Here is a 20,161-nt window from a genome sequence, read left to right on the forward strand (position 1 = left end):
CGAGCGGTGGGCTCGGCCCGGTTCCGCAGCGGATCCAGGACGAGGTCGTCGCGCCCAACCCGAACGTGAAGATGGTGCTGTCGGGTCACCACCACGACGCGGCCACGCGCCGACACGTTCGAAGACGACGGGGACGGGTCGCCGACCGCAAGGTGTACTCGATGCTGTTCGACTACCAGGGTCTCCCGGAGGGCGGCCAGGGCGCGGGGCCGCCCGAGGACCCGTACGCGGACCAGGAGTTCGAGATCTCGTACGCCCGGCTCGGCATTCGCGGCGACGAGACGCAGCCGGTCGCGTAACCGGAACGCACGACGGAAGGCCGTCGCGGGGTGGCTCAGGCCCGCCCCGCGGCGGCCTTCGTGGTGCCCGGAAACGGGGTCTTTCGAACTTTTCCTGGCTTAATCCTTCGCGCTGCCATAGCCTCTCTTTCATACACAGCAAGTGACTTTCAAGGAGTGAAAGTGCCGGAACGTCGTTACGCGAACCAGTCGGTCACGCGGGCCTTCGACGTCTTACGTTGCTTCGACCAGGCCCGGAAGCCGCTCACCGTCACCGCGATCGCGGAGATGACCGGCTTTCCCCTGCCCACGGCGTTCCGGTTCGTCCGGGCGTTGGAGTCGGAGGGGATTCTCGACCGGCTCGACTCGGGCGCATACCGCCCAAGCCTCGCGCTGCTGCGTCTGGGTTTCGCGACGCTCGATTCGATGGATCTCGTCCGGTTCGCTGACCCGCGGTTGCGGGCGCTCGCCGACGCGACGATGGAGACCGTGAACCTGGGCGTGCTCGATCGCGCCGATGTCCGCTACCTCATCCGGGTCCGGAACGCGGACCTCGTCACGGCCGACATCCGCGTCGGGTCGTTGCTCCCCTCCGCCAGCACCTCGATGGGCAAGCTGCTGCTCGCCTACCTCGATGAGTCGGACCTCCAGGATCGGCTCGCGCGGCTGGACTTCGAGACCGCGCGCGGACGGAAGGCGATCCGAAGCGGCGCCGACCTGCTGGTCGAACTCCAACGGATCCGCGAGCGCGGCTGGGCGTATCAGGATGAGGAGCTCGAGTACGGCCTCCGATCCATCGCCGCGCCCGTCCTGAACCACCACGGCAAGGTGATCGCGGCCATCAACGTCGCGGTGCCGGCGGCCCGCTGGACGATCGACGAGCTCGCCGAGCGCTTCCTCTCGAGGCTGCTCGAGTGCGGCGCTCAGATATCCCGCGACGTCGGCTACAACGGCCCCATCGACCACGACACGCTGCTTCGCAGCCGCGTGGGCGGGCAGCACACCACGGAAGAGAAGGGCGACACGCACGTGCGAGACGGCATCGGGGGTACCGGCGAATGAACGACTGGTTGCGATTGAGCGGAAAGCGAGTACTGGTCGCGGGCGGTGGCGGGCTGGGGGCGGCGATCTCCGCGGGCTTCGTCGACGTCGGAGCGCAGGTGTTCGTCGTCGACAAGGCGAGCGCCGTGGTCGAGCAGGCGCTGGCGACCGCGGGAGGGTCGTGCGAAGGCTCCATCGCGGATGTCTCGACTCGCGAGGGTTCTGAGCGCGCCGTCGAGGCCGCGCTCGACCACCTCGGTGGCATCGACGTGCTGGTTCACGCCGTGGGCATCAACCGGCGGGAGGCGATCGTCGACATCTCAGAGGAGAGCTGGCAGCTCACGCAGGACGTCAACACGGCAAGTCTGCTCTGGCTCGCGCAGGCGGCCAAACCGCACCTTCCGGAGGGCAGCCGGATCGTCGTCCTGTCCTCGGTGTCCGGATCTCTCGCACATCCCCATCACGGCTCCTACGCCGCAGGCAAGGGAGCGATCAATCAGCTCGTGCGCGTCATGGCGGTCGAATGGGCGAGCGAGCGGATCGCCGTCAACGCGGTGGCCCCCGCCTATACGGTCACCCCGCTGACGGCGCAGTACGTCTCGGTGCCCGGCCGAATGGAGGAGCTCGTCCGTGCCGTGCCGATGGGGCGCCTCGGCACCCCTGAGGACATCGTGGGGCCGGTGCTGCTCCTGGCCTCGGAACGTGCCGGATATGTCACCGGCCAGGTGTTGTACGTCGACGGCGGACGCACCCTCGACTGAGCCGCCGCCGGCCCCATAGGAACGCAGGAAGGAGTCCGCCATGACGTACGAACGCACTCGGCTTCATGAACGCGCCCTCGCGGGTGAGCCCATGGACTGTCTGGTCATCGACGCGCACGCACATCTCATGACCGCCTCGTCGGCGAACGCATACGTTCCCGCCGCCGACGCCGAAGGCATGCTCGACTCGATGGACGCGCTCGGCATCGACGTCGCGTGCCTGAGCATCCTGGGCGCGGGCGACCAGAACGGTCTCATGCTCGACGTGGTCGAGGAGCACCCCGAGCGGTTCGCGGGCTTCGTCCTCATCAACCCTCGGTACCCGGGTGACATGGTCGACGTGCTGGAGACGTGCTTCCGGCATCCGGCGGTTCGCGGAATCGGCGAGGTGCATCCGACCTCCTACAGCCACGACTATCCCGTGACCGGGCCGAACTATGTGCCGGCGTGGGAGTTCGCGGAACAACGCCGGCTGCCGGTGCTCATCCACGCCGGGCCGACGAGCGAGCTCGACCGCTGCAGGCCGGCCGATCTCGGCAAGGTTGCGGCCGCTCATCCCGGCATGAACGTGCTCATCGGGCACGCCGGCGGGTACGACTCGTGGGACATGCTCGAGGAGGCGATCGACACGGCCAGGCGCCATGACAACGTCTTCCTCGAACTCTGCGCCATGGGACGATACCCGGGCATCGTCGAGTACATCGTCGACCGACTCGATGACGAGAAGGTCGTCTTCGGAACCGACGCGCCTTTCCACGACTGGACCGCCGAGATCGCGCACGTCGCGTTCGCCCGGCTGCCCGACTCGTCGAAGGAGCGGATCTTCGGCGGCACCATGCAGTCGCTCATGAACGAATCGCGGGTGCCGGCATGACCGACCTCGAATTCTTCGACGCGAACGTCGTCGTGGGGCGGGTCAGCCGTCCGTCGCCGACGATGCGGTGCGAGCCGGAGGAGATCGTGAGCGAGCTGGCTCGACACGACATCACCGAGGCTCTCGTCACGCATGCGCACGCACTCGAACGCTCGCACGAGGACAACGTTGAGGTGCTCGACCTCGTCCGCGCTCACCCCGGGCTTCGGCCGGCGTGGGTCGTCCCCGAGCACAGCACGCTCGACTTCCCCGACCCGGATGCAGCGATCTCGCAGATGCTCGCCGACGACGTCGGCGCGGTGCGGGTACCGGCCTCACGCTACAACGGCTACACGGTCGACCCGTGGGCCCTCGGGCCGATCTGGAGCCGATTCGACGCCGTGCGCATGCCGGTCCTGCTCGCGGGATCCGATCTCGGACGCTACCCGGACGGCCCAGCTCTCGGGTTCAGCGCGCGCAACATCTTCGACATGGCGACCTCCTTCCCCGGCATCCCGCTGATCATCCTGCGGGTGAACTTCTCGGCGCTGCGGGTGCTCGTCCCACTCATGCGTGCGTGTCCGAACGTGTTCGCCGAGCTCTCCTTCTTCACCGCGCACCACGGGGTCGAGACACTCGTCCGGGAGCTCGGGGCCGACCGGCTCCTCTTCGGGAGCGGACTCCCGTGGGGCCCACCTGGGCCGTCCCTGGTCGCGACCCGGTACGCCCGCGTCGCCGACGCCGACAAGCGCCTGATCGCCGGGGACAATCTGCGTCGGCTTCTGGGGGACATCCGCTCATGAGCCGGGTGGACGTGGGCGGCTTCGATGAGCCGCGGGTAGGCGATACGCAGGAGGACATCCGTGCGAGGACGTCCCGGTTCGCACTCTCCGCGTTCTTCGGCCCGATCGCGAAGCTGCCCGGGGCGGGCATCGCGAGCTTCATCGTGGTCGGCCTGTTGTTGCTGCTCGCCGCCATCGGACCACTGATCGCGCCATACGATCCGATCGCCCAGAACTTCTCCGTGCTGCTGGCGCCACCCTCGCTCGAGCACCTGTTCGGCACGGACCAACTCGGCCGGGACGTGTTCTCGCGGGTGCTCGCGGGAGCGCGCATCTCATTGTTCATCGGGTTGGCCGCCGTGATCATCGCCGTCGCTCTGGGCACCCTGCTCGGGCTGCTCGCCGGCTTCCTCGGCGGTTGGGTGGACACGACGATCATGCGGATCACCGACCTCTTCCTCGCATTTCCGGCGCTCATCCTCGCCATGGCGGTCTCGGCGGCGCTCGGGCCCAGCCTGATGAACGTGCTGATCGCGGTCAGCGTGACGTGGTGGCCAGAGTACGCGCGCCTTGCTCGAAGCGTGGGCATGGTCGAGCGCAAGGTCCAGTACGTCGACGCGGCCCGCGTCCTCGGCATGCGGACCGGCCCGATCCTCGGGTCGCACGTCTTCCCGGCGGCCGTTCCGCCGCTGCTGGTGAAGGCGACGATGGACGTCGGCATCGCCATCGTCTACGTCGCGGGCCTCAGCTTCATCGGACTGGGAGTCCAGCCGCCGACGCCCGAATGGGGCGTGATGATCTCCGAAGGCCGGATCTACATGCAGTCCGCGTGGTGGATCGCGACCTACCCGAGCCTGGCCATCCTCATCACCGGCTTCGCATTCAACCTCGCGGGCGAGTCGCTCCGCGATGCCCTCGATCCACGGCAGCACACCAAGAGAAGGAGAACGCGACATGCATCAACGAAGCGCATCTAAAGCAGCAGCGATCGCAGCGATCGCGGTTGTGTCCGTCGGGCTCACGTCCTGTGTCCAGCCTTCATCGCCCGAACCCGACGCGCCGACGACGCTCACGATCGGATGGTCGGCCCAGGTGCTGACGCTGGACCCGCCGAACGAGTCGGCCTCCGCGGGCATCGCCGTCCTGCACAACGTCTACGAGACGCTCGTCAGCTACGACTTCGAGACGGCCGAGCTCACCGGCGAGCTGGCCACGGACTGGACGGTGTCCGAGGACGGCCTCACGTACACCTTCGAACTCGCCGAGGATGCCACCTTCGCAACCGGGGACCCGGTGACCTCGGCCGACGTCCTGTACTCCTTCCAGCGGGTGATCGACTGGGAGGAGGCGGTACAGGGCGCACAGATCCGCCCCGCGCTGAGCACCGCGACGATGTCCGCACCCGACGAGCACACCGTCGAGATCGTGCTCGCGACGCCCAGCGCGAGCTTCCTGCCCTCGCTGAGCGGCACGACGGCGAGCATCATCTCCGAGGCGCAGGTCACCGCGGCCGCGGGCGACGACGTCGAGGCGCAGCGGGCGTGGCTCAACGAGAACACGGCTGGATCGGGGCTCTATCAAGTGACCGAGTGGGTGCCGAACAGCTACGTCATGTTGGGTGCCAACGAGCACCCGTGGGCTGATGAGCCGATGTACCGGACCGTCGAGATCGAGGTGATCGCCGAATCCTCGCAGCAGCTCGCCGCGCTCCAGCAGGGCGACATCAACGTCGCGCTGGACCTGCTTCCGCAGCAGGTCCAGACCCTGGGCGACGGGTTCGAGGTACTCGAGGGCGTCGACCTGTCGACCTACTACGTCGGCATGAACTTCGCCATCGCGCCATTCGATCAGCCGCAGGTGCGTGAAGCCGTCAAGTACGCCATCAATTACGACGACATCGTCGGCGGGCTGCTCAACGGCAAAGCCGAGAAGGTGGGCGGCGTGGTCCCAGAGGGACTCGCCGGTCATGACGCCTCCCTCGCCTCCGACTACGAGTTCGACCCGGACCGCGCGCGTGAGCTGCTCGCCGAGGCCGGCTACCCGGACGGATTCACCTTCGACCTGTACTACGTGTCGGGCGACACGGTGCGTGGCCTCGGCGTCCCGCTCTCGACGGTCGCGGAGAAGATCCAGGCGGACCTCGCTGAGGTCGGCATCAGCGTGAACGTGGTCGCCCAGGACCTCTCCACGCTGTTCACGGCATATCGCGAGGGCAACCTTCCGGCTCTGCTCTGGTACTTCGGGTCGACGATCCCCGACGCCGACCAGATCGTCAGCGCCCACGGCGACTGGAACACCCAGGCGACGACTCGGCTCGGGTACCAGGACGACGAGCTGACCGCCATGATCCTCGAAGCCCGAACGCTCGCCGACGGCGATGCCCGCGGGGCGCTCTACGAGGAGATCGGTCAGCGGCTCAGTGCGGACGGCCCGTACGCCTTCATGTTCCGCCCGGTCGCGACGGTCGTCACGACCGAGGGCGTCGAAGGGTTCAGCTGGACGCCCATCTGGGTGTTCGACCTGTCCTGAGCTCACCGCCCGGCGTCGTCCGCCGGGTCGACGAGACCGACCTGAAAGGAGGTGAGCGGAATGTACGTGGCGCAGATGATCGTTCGCCGGGTGCTGCTCATGGTGCCGATCCTGCTGGGCGTGACGCTGGTGACCTTCCTGCTCACGCAGGTGATCCCGTCCGACCCGGCGGTCGCGCTGGCCGGTGACACGGCGTCGGACGAGGCGATCGAGGCGATCCGCGAACGGCTCGGACTCGACGAGCCGATCTGGATGCAATACCTCAACTATCTCGGCCGACTGCTGAGCGGCGACCTGGGCACCTCGATCTACTCCCAGCGAGCCGTGGCGTCCGAGATCGCGCTGTTCCTCCCCGCCACCATCGAGCTCGCCACCACCGGCATCATCATCGCGCTGGCGCTCGGCGGCACGCTCGGCATCCTCGCCGCGGTGCACCGCGGCCGGTTCCCCGACCAGTTCGGCCGGTTGTTCGCGATCTTCGGCGCCTCCGTCCCGGTCTTCTGGCTCGGACTGCTGCTCGTGCTCGTCTTCTACAGCGTGCTCGGGTGGTTCCCCGGAGGCGGCAGGTCCGACAACGCGGTCCCTCAGCCCGAACGATGGACCGGATTCCTCCTGACGGACAGCCTGCTGCAGGGCAACCTGGCAGCGTTCGGCGACGGCCTGATGCACTTGGCGCTCCCCGCGATCACGCTCGGCATCATGGGGGCCGGCTCCATCGCCCGTGTGATGCGGGCGGGAATGCTCGATGTGCTCTCGCAGGAGTACATCCGTGCGGCGAAGGCCAAGGGGCTCGGTCGGCGGCGGGTGCTGTACGTGCACGGCGTGCGCAACGCGCTGCTGCCCACCATCACCGTCGCCGGCATCGTCTACGGTGCGCTGCTCGGCGGCGCGGTGCTCACGGAGTCCATCTTCAGCTGGCCAGGACTCGGCAGATACGCCGTGGACGCGATGTTCCGGCAGGACTTCCCGGCGCTCATGGCCGTCGTGATCGTCATCGCGATCGCCTACGCGATCGTGAACCTGATCGTCGACATCCTCTACACCATCCTCAATCCCACGCTCCGCTGACGAGCACCCCGACGAACGGAGGCCCAGCCTATGAGTACGTCCACCACCGCGGAGTCCCGGCACGGGCCGCCGTCGAAGGTCCTGGTGATCGCGGCACACCCCGACGATGTCGAGCTGTGCTGCGCCGGCACCATGGCCCGACTCGCCCACGCCGGGCACGAGGTCGTCCTGGTGCACATGACCTACGGCGACAAGGGGGGCAAAGACGCTCCGGAGGTGCTCGCGCGCACCCGCCACGACGAGGCCACCGAATCCGCGTCGCTCATCGGAGCGAGCGTCGACGGACGCTTCTGCGGCGACCTCGAGCTGTATCCGGACGAGGAGACGATCGATCGCCTCGGCACGCTCTGGCGGGCGCACGCCCCCGATGTCGTGTTCACGCATCGTCCCGACGACTACCACCCGGATCACCGGATCACCGGCGAGCTCGCGCTGGCGGCCGGCGCCGCCGTCGCGCCGGACACGCCGATCTGGTTCATGGACACGGTCGGCGCGGTCGAGTTCGCCCCGACCGAGGTCGTGGACATCGCCCAGACGCTCGAGCTCAAGGTACAGATGCTGGAGTGCCACCGGTCGCAGATGACCTGGATGTCGGCCGCCCGGCACGCGCACATGCCCTACATGGTCCGTACGGCTGCGGGATGGCGCGGTCTCCAGGCGGGAATCGGACTCGCCGAGGGCTTCCAGCCCGCGACCCCCGGGGTGTCCTGGCCGTTCGCCGATGTGCCGAGCGTGCCCATGAAGCGAGTCGAGGAGGAGGTCAAATGAGCGTCGGAATCGCGGTCTTCGAGTACGCCCAGCCGATCGGGGAGGCGCTCGAGCGGGCAGCCGCGCTGGGCGTGAGCCAGTGCGAGCTGGCCGTGCCGAACAACCTGACGTCGGCCACGCGCGAGGAGGCCGCCCGAGCGGTCCGCGAACGCGGATTCACCGTCACGTCGGTGGCGAGCCTCAGCAAACCCAACTCGGTCGACTCGGATGAGGACACTGCGCGCATGATCGCGTTGCTCGATGAGAGCCTCACCGCCGCGGAGGCGGTCGGCGCACCGTTCGCCATCGCATACTTCGGTGGACACCCCACACGGCCGATCGACGAGGGCATCGAGCGTTACGCGAAGCTCGTCGAGCGCAGCGTCCGTCGTGCGGAGGACCTCGGGGTGACCATCCTGATCGAGAACCACTTCAGCCATGCGCCGGGCGAGGCGACGAACACCGCCCAGGGCTGCGTGGATCTCATCCACGCGGTGGGGTCGCCCGCGTTCGCGCTGAACTTCGACCTCTGCAACTTCGCCATCGGCGGGCAGCCGTTCGAGGACTCCTACCGAACGCTGAAGCCCTACATCCGGAACGTCCACGTCAAGGATGCGCGGCCGTACGACCCGGTGACCGACGCGGACTACGACGGCCGGATCGTGCACGACCTCGTGCACGGCGCGTTCATGTTCGTCCCCGTCGGGCAGGGCATCACCCCCAACGGTGAGCTGCTCGACCGGATCGCCGACGACGGACTCGACCTGCCGATCACGATCGAGGGCCACGTGCCCGACGACCGCATCGACGACTGTTTCCGTGCCGGTCTGGACTTCGTCAAGGGAAGGGGACTCTGATGCAGGTGCTTGCGGTCGGAGCCGACGCGGCGGGCCTCGTGATCGCCGCGGGCGGGACGCTGCGGATGTGGGCGGACGCCGGGAACGACGTGCACGCGGTGCTGGTGCGAGACGTGAGCTCTCCCCCGGAGGACACCCGACGCGCGCGCGAGGCGTTCGCGGGACTCGACGTCCGCTTGCACGACGCCGTCGAGCTCGAGCGCATCGCGGACGAGCGCGCCGCCCGCGATGCGCTCATGGACGTCATCCGCGGCGTCTCACCGGACGTGATCCTGGCGCCGTCGGGCAACTCGATCCACGCGAAGGAGCGCGAACTCTCCCGCCTGGTGTTCGGCGCGGCGTATTGCGCGTGCGTGCCCAACTACCCATCGCCATCGGGAGTCTCCGCGGCGTCCGTGAGGGCGATGATCCTGCACACCGATCCGACGCTCGGATTCGCTTCCGGGACGCCGGAGTACGTCGACATCGACTCCGCCTGGGCGGCCAAGCGTGCCGCGATCAAGTGCTTCGAGGAGGCCGAGGCGCACCTGGTCGCAGCTGAGGCGCTCAGCGGAGCGCGCGGAGTCCAGGTCCAGCGGGAGCGCGCCGAGGCGTTCGGGATGGAGCCCGCCTGGGGAAGGCTGCGTCCCTACCGGGTGCTGCCATGACCCCGCGATTCCCCGCGTCCAGTCAGACGACCAGTGAGCCGAAGACCAATGAGGAGGAACCATCGATGACGAGAGTTCAGCACAGCATCTACCGCACCCTGTACACGCCGCCGGAGGACGTCGAGGTCCGCGTGCCCTACAGCTTCCTGGGAGCCCCGTACGGCGATGAGGAGCTCGACGCGGTCAAACGGGTCATGGAGAGCGGCTGGCTCACGACCGGGCTCGAGACGCATCTCTTCGAGGAGGAGTGGCGGCAGGCGCACGGGGTGGACTACGCGTACACCGCATCCAACTGCACCACTGCGCTGCACATGGCGGCACAGCTGTGCCGCCTCGAGCCCGGTGACGAGGTCGTCACGACGCCCATCACCTTCGTCTCGACGAACCAGGCCGTGCTTGCCCAGGGCGCGGTCCCCGTCTTCGTCGACGTCGACGCGCGCACGTTCAACATCGACCCGGCGAAGATACGGGAGGCGATCACGCCGCGCACGAAAGCCCTCTTCGTCACGCACGTCGCCGGGCAGATGTGCGACATGGACGAGATCATGGCCATCGCTCGCGAGCATGACCTCCTCGTGGTCGAGGACTGCGCGCACACGCAGGGAGCGAGCTACAAGGGCGCGTCGGCCGGATCGTTCGGCGACGTGGGATGTTTCAGCTTCCACGCCATCAAGAACATGACGACCCTCGGCGAGGGCGGGATGATCACGACCAACCGCGACGATTTCGCGGTGAAGATCCCGTGGCTGCGCTCGATGGGGAGTCGCTATCCCGGCGATCCGCACGACGACGGCACCCCCGGTCCGCGCCCGTACGGCGTCGACGACGTGGACGGCTACATCCCGTCGAACCTGCGGATGACGGAGGCGCAGGCAGCGGTCGGCCGGGCTCAGCTCGACAAGTTGCCCGACTTCATCGCACGTCGTCGGGAGATCGCGCACCGGTTCAGCGACGCGCTCGCCGACCTGCCAGGCGTGACGCCGCCCTACGAGGCACCGGACCGTGTGCACACGTACCACATCTACGCGCTGATGATCGATCCCGAGCTGGCGGGGCGGACGAACCATGAGCTGCACCGGACGCTGCTGAACGAGTACGGGGTCCACACCGTTCCCGGCCTCTACCGGCCGAGCTACCTGTTCGACCTGTACCAGAAGCGGGGGTATCGTCCGACCAGCCCGATCGCCGAGTGGTCTGCGGAGAACTCGCTGCAGCTGCCGCTCTACCCGCACCTCACGGACGAGCAGGTCGACCTCGTGATCTCCTCGTTCCGGCGAGCGATGGAGTCCTGAGCACCCATGTCTCTCCGGCGTCGGCTCGGCCTCATCACCCTCGACTACCCCACTCCGCAGGAGTGCCTGGAGGCGGTGCGGGACCGTGGGCTGGGGTGCATGGAGCTGTACATCGACCGGTCCGATGACGCAGAGGTGCGTTCGCTGGCCCGGTGGGCGGCTCGCCGCGACGTGGAGATCACGGCGCTGTCGACGCTCTCGAAGCTCGGCAGCGCTGAGGTCGACCTGGCCGATCATGTCGCGGCGGTCAGCCGCTCCATCCGGCTCGCCGGCGAGCTCGGAATCCGTCGAGCCGGGTTCATGTTCGGCGGATCGAGCGATCTCGGGGGCCGAGCGGCGCGGAGGCGCTTCGCCGAGCGGGTCCTCGCGCTCGCCGAGCAAGCGGCGCGCTGCGAGGTCCAGCTCGTCGTGGAGAACGTGTTCACCCGCAGTGCGGGCGTCGATCTCGAGTCGGTCGAGGACATCGAGGATCTGATGGGTGCGTTGCCGCCGCACACGGTCGCGCTCACCTTCGACCCGGCCAACCTCGCCATCGCCGGAGAGGACGCGTACCCGTACGCGTACACGCGGCTGCGGCCGCATATCTCCGCCGTGCACCTGAAGGACGTCACCAGGCACGTCCAGCAGGTGCACGGCGCCGACCCGGAGTGCCGTCCGCTCATCGAGGCCCGTCGTGGGCGGTCCATCACCGTGCCGTTGGGCGAGGGCTCGCTCAACATGCGCGGGCTCGTCCAGGCCCTGCGCACCGAGATGCCCGAGGTTCCGCTGCTCCTGGAGCCGTTCCGCTCGGGCCGGTCGCGCGAACGATGGCTCGACCGCTCGCTCGCGTTCCTGAGCGCGGAGGAGGAGATGATCGATGCCCTCACCTGATGTGGCCGAGATCGTCGCGCGGTTCGTGCGCGCGTATGACGTCGACACGGTGTTCGGCCTTCTCGGCGAAGCGAACCTCGCCCTCATGCTCGCCCTGGAGCGCGAAGGGGTGACGTGGGTCGCGATGCGCCGCGAGGACGGCGTCGTCGCTGCGGCCGACGGCTACGCACAAGCCACCGAGCGGCTCGCCGTGGCCGTCGTGTCGCAGGGGCCCGCGCTCGCCAACGCACTGAATCCGCTGATCGGCGCCGCAAAAGGCGGCACTCCGCTCGTGCTGCTCACGGGCGGGATCGCGCCCGATCGCAGGAATGAGCCGCAGTGGATCGATCAGCGGGAGCTGGTGGAGGGCACCGGACACGTCCGGTACCGGCGGGTCGACGATGCCGCCTCTGCGGCCGACACGATCGCGGAGGCGTTCTCGCTCGCGCAGACCGAGCGGGCGCCGGTGGTGCTCGAGATCCCCACCGAGACGCAGGTGCAGCCGGTCACAGCCGACACGCGTGCGCTCTTCGCGGCGGCATCGGTGCATGCCAGGGACCGGATGACGTCGGCCGGCGGCCCGCGCGCCGACCCCGATGCATCCGCTGCCGCCATCGCCGCGCTCGCCGCGGCCGAGCGCCCCCTCCTGCTCGCGGGTCGCGGGGCCCGCGGAGCCCGCGCTGAGCTTCTCGCGCTCGCGCGACGCGTGGGTGCGCTCGTCGGAACGACGCTGCCGATGAAGGGGTACTTCGACGGCGACCCGACATCGCTCGGGGTGATCGGCGGGTTCTCGACCGAGCGCGCACGTGACCTGGCCGCGGCCAGTGATGTCATCGTCGTGTTCGGCGCGAGCCTGAACCAGTTCACCACCTCGAGCGGTCGCCTGCTCCGCGGGAAGACGCTGATCCGGGTCGACACGCGGCAGCAGAAGCCCGACCTGCGCGGCGCCGGCGCGGCGCGCATCCTCGAGCTGACCGGCGACAGCGCGGTGACCGCCCGCGCGCTGACTGACGGGCTTCGCGGCGATCGGACCGCCTGGCACGCGCGACCCGCTGCGCCCGACGTCATCGACGACCAATCCGATCCGAGCGGGCTGGATCTTCGCGTCGTCTCCCAGTGGCTCGACCGGGTGCTGCCCGCCGATCGCGCGCTCGCACTCGATCTCGGATACTTCACGTCCGAGCCATCCGTCCACATCGGCGTACGCGCGCCCGACCGGCACGCGTTCACGCTCCACTTCGGCTCGATCGGGCTCGGCCTAGCGACCGCGATCGGCGTGAGCAGCGCTCATCGCGATCTCCCCACGGTCTGCGCGATCGGCGACGGCGGGCTGATGTCGAGCCTGCAGGAGCTCGAGACCGTCGCCAGGAGCGGACTGCCCGTCGTCGTCGCCGTCTACGACGACGACGCCTACGGCGTGGAGGTGTACGAGCTCCAGCACCGGGGCGAAGACGAGCAGCTCGCGGTCTTCCCGCGAGTGGCCTTCGCGCCGATCGCGCAGGCCATGGGCCTGTCCGCCCTGACCATCGAGGACGACACCGGGCTGGAGGCGGCGCAGCGCCATCTCGAGAGCCATCCCGGCCGACCGGTCCTGCTCGACTTCCGGCTCCGGCGCGGCGTGATGACCCGATGGTATCTCGACAGCGTCCACGCCGATTTCCTCGCCCGTACCGGGACCCACCACCACGACGACACGGAGAGACCGCAATGAGCACGACAACCGAGACGGCCGCGCAAGCACTCGTGCGAGCCATGCTGGAGCAGGGGATCACGACGGTCTTCGGAACCGTCGGGCACGGCAATCTTCCGCTGATCGACGCGATCGCGGGCGAACCGCGAATGCGGTTCGTGAGCGCGTATCACGAGCAGGTCGCGATCCACGCCGCCGACGCGTACTTCCGGTCCAGCGGACGCGTCGCGGCCGTGGTGACCACGGTCGGCCCCGGCGCCACGAACCTCGCGACCGGGCTCGGTGATGCGCTCCTCGACTCATCCGCTGTGCTCGTGATCACGGGCGGCGTGCCGTCCGAGTACGTGCAACGCGATCCGCTGCAGGCGCTCTCCGTCATCGCCGACAACACCCAGGCGGAGATCTTCCGGCCGCTCACGAAACGGGTGATCGAGGTAGGGAGCGCCGGCGATCTGGTCCGCGAGTTCTCGCGCGCCTACGCGGAAGCGGTCAACGGGCGCCCGGGCCCCGTCCTGCTCCACGTGCCACTCGACTATTTCTCCGCGCCGGTGGAGCATGCTCCGGCACCCGCGCGCAGGATGCGGTTCAGTCCGCACGCCGATCCTCAGGCGATCTCGGAAGCCGCCGAGCTCGTCCGGGACGCGGCGCGCCCGGTGCTGTACTGCGGCGGCGGCGCGCTCGCACCCGGTGCGCCCGAGGCGGTGCTCGCGCTCGTGAACGAGACCGGCATCCCCGTGGTCACGACCATGTCGGGCCAGGGGGTCATCGACGAAGACCACGACCTCGCACTCGGCACCACGGGCGTCGTCGGCACCCGCACCGGCAACGCCGCGATTCGCGAGGCGGACGTCATCATCGCCGTCGGCACGCGGTTCCCTGAGATGGACTCCAGCTCGTGGAGGCCCGAGTACTTCGCGGGTTTTCCTCCGGCGCGACTCGTGCACATCGATATCGATCCGGCCACCATCGACCGCGTGTTCCCCGCGACGGTCGGCGTGTGCGCGGACGCCGGGCCCGCGGTGTCGGACCTCGCACGTGCGCTGGACGGCTTCCGAGTGCCCGGGTCCTGGACGGACCGCCTCGCCACGGCGAAGCGGGAATGGCACGCCGAGTTGGCCGAGACCCGAACCGTCGCCTCCGTGCCGTTCGAACCGGCGTACCTGCTCACCCGGCTTCGCCGGCTCATCTCCGACGACACGGTCCTCGTCAGCGGCGTCGGCGTGCGTCACGCCGTCGCCCAGCATTTCCCGGTCAGGCGCCCGCGCACGCTCGTCGTCGCGAGCGGCTTCGGGACGATGGGGCAGGAGGTCGCCGCGCCCCTCGGTGTGGCCGAGGCCGGCATCCCGGTCGTCGCGGTGATCGGCGATGGCGCGCTCCTCGCGTGCCTCGCCGCACTGCCGACGGCAGTGGCTGCCGACGAGGACCTGACCTGGATCGTGCTCGACAACGGCGGCTACGCCTCGATCGCGATCTACCAGTCGAAGCACTTCGGGCGCCGGCTCGGCACGGACTTCATCGACGACGACGGGGATCCGTACTCCATCGACTACGCGGCCCTCGCCTCCTCGTTCGGCGCCTGGACGGCGACGGTCACGTCGGCCGACGAGCTCGACGGCGCCGTCGAGGCGGCGCTCGCGCATCGTGGGCCGGCCGTCGTGGTCGTTCCGGTCACCGGTCAGCCGCGCATTCAGGGCACCGGTCACTGGGATGTGAACGACATCTTCGCCGCGGGAGCGGCCATCGCGCGCGAGGCGACCTCGTGAACGCCGTGGCCTCGACCGGGCCGCTCCTCGACGTGGCGGATCTCGCGGTCCGATTCGACACCGACCACGGGGAGGTCGAGGCGGTGCGCGGCGTGAGCTTCCAGCTCGACGCCGGCGGCTCGCTCGCGTTGCTCGGCGAATCGGGCTCCGGGAAGACCGCGATCGCGCGTGCGCTCATGGGCATCCTCGACGACAACGCCACGACACTCGGATCTGCGGTCTACGACGGCACTCAGCTCGTCGGACTCGGCGAGACCGCGTTCCAGCGACTCCGCGGCACGGAGATCGCGATGGTCTTCCAGGACGCGCAATCCGCGCTGAACCCGGCGTACACGGTCGGCTGGCAGATCGCCGAGGTCTTCCGCAAGCGAGCGGGCCTTCGGCGGTCGGCAGCCAAGAAACGGGCGGTCGAGGCCCTCGAGAGCGTCGGCATCCCGGATGCCGCGCGCCGCGCCGGCCAGTATCCGCATCAGTTCTCCGGTGGAATGCGTCAACGAGTGCTGATCGCCATCGCCCTGGCGCTCGAGCCGCGGATCCTCATCGCGGACGAGCCGACGACCGCGCTGGATGCGACGATCCAGTCGCAGATCCTCGCCCTCATCAGGCGAGTGCACCAGGAGACCGGGTCGGCGCTCATCCTCATCAGTCACGACCTCGGGGTCGTCGCCGAGATGGCCGACCAGGTGCTCGTGCTGAAGGACGGCGCGGTCGTCGAGGCCGGCGCGACCGAGGATATCTACCTGCGACCCGAGCACGAGTACACGAAGACGCTGCTCGCGGCCTCGCCGGCGTTCCAGGCGGCGGGGGTGGAGTCGTGACCGCGCTCCTCGAGGTGCAGGACCTGCGCAAGCATTTCCCGCTCCCGTATCTCGAACGGATGCGCACGGGTGCGAAGACGATCGGAGCGCTCGACGGGGTGAGCTTCTCCGTCCAACGGGGCGAGACCGTGGGCATCGTGGGGGAGTCCGGGTGCGGGAAGAGCACGCTGGCGCGCACCCTCGTCGGGCTCGAGCACCCGACTGGTGGGAACATCCAGTTCGACGGCGTGGACACGGACCGGATGAGTCGGACGGAGCGCCGGGCCTTCCGTGCGAAGGTGCAGATGGTCTTCCAGGATCCCTTCGCCTCGCTGGATCCGCGCATGCGGGTTCGGCGCATCATCGGCGAGGGCTGGCGGGCGCAGCCCTCCGTCGTCCCGCCCGCACGGCGGGGCGAGCACGCCGCGCGGTTGATGGAAGCCGTCAGTCTGCCCGTCGCGGCCCTCGAGCGCTTCCCGCACCAGTTCTCGGGCGGCCAGCGCCAACGCATCGGGATCGCTCGTGCGCTCGCCGTCCAACCCGAGCTCCTGGTCTGCGACGAGCCCACCTCCGGTCTCGACGTGTCGGTGCAGGCGCAGGTGCTCGAACTGCTGCGCGAGCTCACGCGGGAGCGCTCGCTGACCATGCTCTTCATCGGGCACGACCTGCCCGTGATCCGGTCGATCGCCGACCGGGTCATCGTCATGTATCTCGGCAAGATCGTGGAGATCGGACCGGCGGAGCAGATATTCACCGCTCCGCGCCATCCCTACACGAAGGCCCTGCTCTCGGCCACGCCGAATCCGTTGCGCGCGCTCCGGAAGGAGCACAGCGAGCGGATCGAGCTGCGCGGTGACGTCCCCAGTCCGATGAAGCCCCCGAGCGGGTGCCGCTTCCGGACCCGGTGCTGGAAGGCCCAGGATGTCTGCGCGTCGGTCGAGCCCCGGCTCGACGACCAGGTGGACTCCGTCGCGTGCCACTTCCCCGAACCTGCGCCTGCGCCCCGGCGGCAGGGCGTGGCATGAGCGGCCTGGAGATCACGCCGGTCGACGAGCTCGACGAGATCCGCGCGGCCGTGCACCGGGCGATCGCGACGGGCCGGCGCGCGGACTTCTTCCGCTCGATGGGCGTGGTCGATCCGGATTCGGGTCTTCCGGGGCCGTTCAACGCCATGGTCAGAGCACCCGCCGTCGGGATGCCGCTTCATCGACTCGGCGAGGCGCTCCGGTACGGGGGAACCTTGCCGCCGCTCGTCCGGGAGGTGGTCATCCTGTGCGTGGCGACCGCTCGTCGGTCACCGTTCGAGTGGCGAGCACACCTCGACCTGGCCACGAAACACGGGGCCGATGAGGCGATGATCGACGCGCTGCGACACGGAGAGACCCCGGCGGACCCGGCCGTCGCCGACGCGGTGACCATCGCCCGCGCCCTGCTCGAGCGCACCCCGGTGTCCGATGCGCTCCTCGGCAGGGTGCTCGCATCGTACGGGGAGGAGGGCGCGGTCGAACTCGTGGTGCTCGTCGGCTACTACGACCTGTTGGCCACGCTCATGCGTACCTTCGCCGTCGAGTGACGTGCCGGGGCCCGAGACCGTGGCCCGACGAGCACTCGCCTCGTTGATCGTCGCTGGTCACTCCCAGCCGAGATCCTCTGCGCGAACACATCTCGCGCCGTCGGCTCGATGTACCCGAATTGCACGTCAGTCCTCCGTCCCCATATGGTGAGCATGATAATCGTTTTCAATAACGGCCCCGCGAGGGTCGTGTGGAAAGGCAGTCATGCACGTCAAGACTCGTTCGAGGGTCGCTACCGGTCTGGCCGGGCTCCTTGCCGTGACGGGAGCATTGCTCGCCCCGTCGCCGGCATTCGCCGCCGAGCCGATCGACGATCCCATCCGCTTCGACCATGGGCACATCGACGCGTTCGCGCTCTCGCTCAACGACGACGGCTCGGTCCGGCTCGCCCTGAAGGAGGACGTCACGGGCTCGCACGTCGAGCGCACGCCCGAGTCCGTCGAGCTCTTCGTCAAGAGCCAGGCCATCGTCGACGGGGTCCCCGCGCAGTACAGGCCGGCCGGCCTCCAGGGTGCCGCATACCAGCTGCCCCTCACCCAGGACCCGAACCTGCTGTGGCCCGGGTGGGACAGCCAGGGCATCGCATCGGCGTACGGCTCGAACGCCAGAATCGAGATCGAGATCACGGATGTCTCCGGGCCCGGCGAGGTGTTCCTCTGGTCGCAGGGGCCGTTCGGCGACCCGCGTCAGATCCTGACCGGCACGTGGAAGCTGCCCGCGACGATCACCCAGACGGCGCCCGCCCACGTGCACAGCAACTGGGCGTTCACCGAGGCCGGCAGGTACGAGCTCACCGCACAGGCCACGGTCACGAGCGGAGACGGCACGCGCACGTCGACGACGAACTCGGCGGACTACACGTTCATCGTGGCGCCGGCGCCGACCGCGCTCACGATCGAGGGCGCGGCATCGACGGTCGAGCCGGGAGCAGAGCTCACCCTGACGGCCGCCCAGACCCCGGCCGACGCGACGTTCAGCGACTTCGCCTGGTACACCCGCGCGAACACGGACGCCGAATGGCAGCGGATCACCGGCGCCAGCGGGAGCGAGTTGACCATCACCGCCGCCGACGGCGCGCAGGTCCGCGCGACGGTCTCGGGCGGGCAGGATGTCTCGGCGAGCAGCCCGTTCGTCGTCGAATCCCCGCCCGTCACCATCAGCGCAGCCACCGAGCCCGCCGAGCCGACCGTCAGCATCGCGCCGCTCGCCCACCACTACCACAGCGGATCGCCGATCGACCTGATCGCGAACACCGAGCCCGAGCTCGCCGACGCGACGTACCGGTGGACGGTGCAGCGCACCGACCAGACGGCGCCGGTCGCGCTCGCAGAGACGGGTGCGACCGCGCGGCTCACCGCTGAACAGGCCCTCACCGAGGCATCCGTTCGCGTCGCCGTGCTCGACGCCGACGCCAACGTCCTGGCCGAGTCCGACCCGGTGACCATCGACGTCGACGACCACGGCGCCGCGCCCCTCCAGAAGGTCTCCATCACCGGGCTCGCCGGCCACTACCACTCCGGCGACACCGTGTCGCTGACCGCGGCCGTCGACCCGGCCTCCGTGCTCGGCCGGTTCGAGTGGACCGTGCAGCCGCAGGGCGAGACCGAACCCCGGCTCATCGCGGGCGAACACGACCCGGCCTACGAGTTCGAGGCCACCGAGGAGCTCGCGGGTGCCGCGATCGTCGCCAGGCTCACCTACGACGACGGCCGCCCGTACGCCGAATCGGCACCCGCCATCGTGCACCTCGACGACCACGGCCACGTCATCCCCGACACCGACCTCGCCATCGGCACCGACCGTGCCGCCGACGACTACTGGGTCGGACAGACCGCGAGGCTGACCGCGACGCAGTCCACCCCGACGGGGCTCACCGAGCACCGCTGGTCGGTCAAGCAGCCCGGCGCCGACACGTTCACGGTCGTGGACGGGCTGACGGCCGCGGAGTACTCGTTCAAGCCGACGCTCGAGAACAGCGGCGTGCAGGTGAAGGTCGAGCTCCTCCACGACGGTGAGGTGCACGCCGCATCCGAGCCGGTCACGATCACGGCGCAGCAGCGGCCGGTGGTCACCGAGCTGCTCGTCGAGGCCGACCAGCCGTCCTACGTGGCCGGCGAGACCGCGCACCTCACGTCCACGCAGAACCCGGACAGCGGCATCCACCACTACCACTGGTACGTCAAGCGGGCCGGAGCCTCCGACTTCGTGTGGGTCGACCAGTCGCGGGACGCCGACCTGGCGTACCCGGTCACCCTCGAGGACGACGGCGCCCAGCTCGTGCTCCGCCTCTTCGACGAGACCCACGCCGTGATCGCCGAGTCGTTGCCGCACACGCTGTCGGTGACGGCGGCCGGGACCACGCCGGACCCGGGCGATCCCGCACAGCTCGAGCCCACGCCGGCCCCGGGTGGCGACGGCGAGACGCCCCCGGCCGGTGACGGCGCGGCAGCGCCCGCGGGCGACGGCTCCCGAGCGGGCAGCACCGCGCTCGCCTCGACGGGTGCCGAGATCAGCGGGATCGTCGTCGGCGGGGCGTTGCTCCTGCTGCTCGGCGCCGCATCCGTGCTCGCGGCCCGGCGTCGCGGGGCTGCGCAGGACTGACCGACCGCAGCCGGGTGGCCGCCGCAGCACGT

19 protein-coding genes are annotated in these 20,161 nt (G+C 69.4%); all 19 read left to right on the forward strand.

What is annotated here, in order from left to right:
- Nucleotides 1-299, forward strand: a 299-nt coding sequence (locus tag RH864_RS13455) for a metallophosphoesterase family protein (RefSeq protein WP_310518072.1), incomplete at its 5' end; no start/stop codon positions are given.
- Nucleotides 300-461: 162 nt separating this feature from the next.
- A complete protein-coding gene (locus tag RH864_RS13460; RefSeq protein ID WP_310518073.1) occupies nt 462-1,340 on the forward strand; it encodes an IclR family transcriptional regulator in 879 nt (292 codons plus the stop codon).
- On the forward strand, nt 1,337-2,080 hold the full coding sequence (locus RH864_RS13465) for an SDR family NAD(P)-dependent oxidoreductase (protein ID WP_310518074.1): 744 nt from the start codon (nt 1,337-1,339) through the stop codon (nt 2,078-2,080). The genes RH864_RS13460 and RH864_RS13465 overlap by 4 nt, the downstream gene beginning before the upstream one ends.
- 40 nt (nt 2,081-2,120) lie before the next feature.
- Entirely contained in the window at nt 2,121-2,954 is an 834-nt protein-coding gene (locus RH864_RS13470) for an amidohydrolase family protein (RefSeq protein WP_310518075.1), read from the forward strand.
- Complete coding sequence (locus RH864_RS13475) at nt 2,951-3,736, forward strand: amidohydrolase family protein (RefSeq protein ID WP_310518076.1); 786 nt, start codon at nt 2,951-2,953, stop codon at nt 3,734-3,736. Before RH864_RS13470 ends, RH864_RS13475 begins: the two co-directional genes overlap by 4 nt.
- A complete protein-coding gene (gene nikC / locus RH864_RS13480; RefSeq protein WP_310518077.1) occupies nt 3,733-4,692 on the forward strand; it encodes a nickel transporter permease in 960 nt (319 codons plus the stop codon). The genes RH864_RS13475 and nikC overlap by 4 nt, the downstream gene beginning before the upstream one ends.
- A complete protein-coding gene (locus RH864_RS13485; RefSeq protein WP_310518078.1) occupies nt 4,670-6,244 on the forward strand; it encodes an ABC transporter substrate-binding protein in 1,575 nt (524 codons plus the stop codon). Before nikC ends, RH864_RS13485 begins: the two co-directional genes overlap by 23 nt.
- A gap of 60 nt (nt 6,245-6,304) precedes the next feature.
- Nucleotides 6,305-7,312, forward strand: coding sequence for an ABC transporter permease (locus RH864_RS13490; RefSeq protein WP_310518079.1), 1,008 nt, complete (start codon nt 6,305-6,307; stop codon nt 7,310-7,312).
- Nucleotides 7,313-7,342: 30 nt separating this feature from the next.
- Entirely contained in the window at nt 7,343-8,080 is a 738-nt protein-coding gene (locus tag RH864_RS13495; protein WP_310518080.1) for a PIG-L deacetylase family protein, read from the forward strand.
- Nucleotides 8,077-8,916, forward strand: a complete 840-nt coding sequence (locus RH864_RS13500) for a sugar phosphate isomerase/epimerase family protein (protein WP_310518081.1) — start codon at nt 8,077-8,079, stop codon at nt 8,914-8,916. The genes RH864_RS13495 and RH864_RS13500 overlap by 4 nt, the downstream gene beginning before the upstream one ends.
- The gene (locus RH864_RS13505) at nt 8,916-9,563 is read left to right on the forward strand and encodes a PIG-L deacetylase family protein (protein WP_310518082.1); all 648 of its coding nucleotides are present in this window, start codon (nt 8,916-8,918) and stop codon (nt 9,561-9,563) included. Before RH864_RS13500 ends, RH864_RS13505 begins: the two co-directional genes overlap by 1 nt.
- Before the next feature lie 65 nt (nt 9,564-9,628).
- Entirely contained in the window at nt 9,629-10,855 is a 1,227-nt protein-coding gene (locus tag RH864_RS13510) for a DegT/DnrJ/EryC1/StrS family aminotransferase (protein ID WP_310518083.1), read from the forward strand.
- Nucleotides 10,856-10,861: 6 nt separating this feature from the next.
- A complete protein-coding gene (locus RH864_RS13515; RefSeq protein ID WP_310518084.1) occupies nt 10,862-11,725 on the forward strand; it encodes a sugar phosphate isomerase/epimerase family protein in 864 nt (287 codons plus the stop codon).
- On the forward strand, nt 11,712-13,415 hold the full coding sequence (locus RH864_RS13520) for a thiamine pyrophosphate-binding protein (RefSeq protein WP_310518085.1): 1,704 nt from the start codon (nt 11,712-11,714) through the stop codon (nt 13,413-13,415). Before RH864_RS13515 ends, RH864_RS13520 begins: the two co-directional genes overlap by 14 nt.
- Entirely contained in the window at nt 13,412-15,157 is a 1,746-nt protein-coding gene (locus RH864_RS13525; RefSeq protein WP_310518086.1) for a thiamine pyrophosphate-binding protein, read from the forward strand. Before RH864_RS13520 ends, RH864_RS13525 begins: the two co-directional genes overlap by 4 nt.
- A complete protein-coding gene (locus RH864_RS13530; protein WP_310518087.1) occupies nt 15,154-15,975 on the forward strand; it encodes an ABC transporter ATP-binding protein in 822 nt (273 codons plus the stop codon). The genes RH864_RS13525 and RH864_RS13530 overlap by 4 nt, the downstream gene beginning before the upstream one ends.
- Nucleotides 15,972-16,979: an ABC transporter ATP-binding protein gene (locus tag RH864_RS13535; protein ID WP_310518088.1), complete on the forward strand. Its 1,008-nt coding sequence runs from the start codon at nt 15,972-15,974 to the stop codon at nt 16,977-16,979. Before RH864_RS13530 ends, RH864_RS13535 begins: the two co-directional genes overlap by 4 nt.
- On the forward strand, nt 16,976-17,527 hold the full coding sequence (locus tag RH864_RS13540) for a carboxymuconolactone decarboxylase family protein (protein ID WP_310518089.1): 552 nt from the start codon (nt 16,976-16,978) through the stop codon (nt 17,525-17,527). The genes RH864_RS13535 and RH864_RS13540 overlap by 4 nt, the downstream gene beginning before the upstream one ends.
- 259 nt (nt 17,528-17,786) lie before the next feature.
- A complete protein-coding gene (locus tag RH864_RS13545; protein ID WP_310518090.1) occupies nt 17,787-20,129 on the forward strand; it encodes a choice-of-anchor M domain-containing protein in 2,343 nt (780 codons plus the stop codon).
- The last annotated feature ends 32 nt before the right edge of the window (nt 20,130-20,161 follow it).

This window comes from Agromyces aerolatus, from assembly GCF_031432255.1.
Classification (GTDB): domain Bacteria; phylum Actinomycetota; class Actinomycetes; order Actinomycetales; family Microbacteriaceae; genus Agromyces.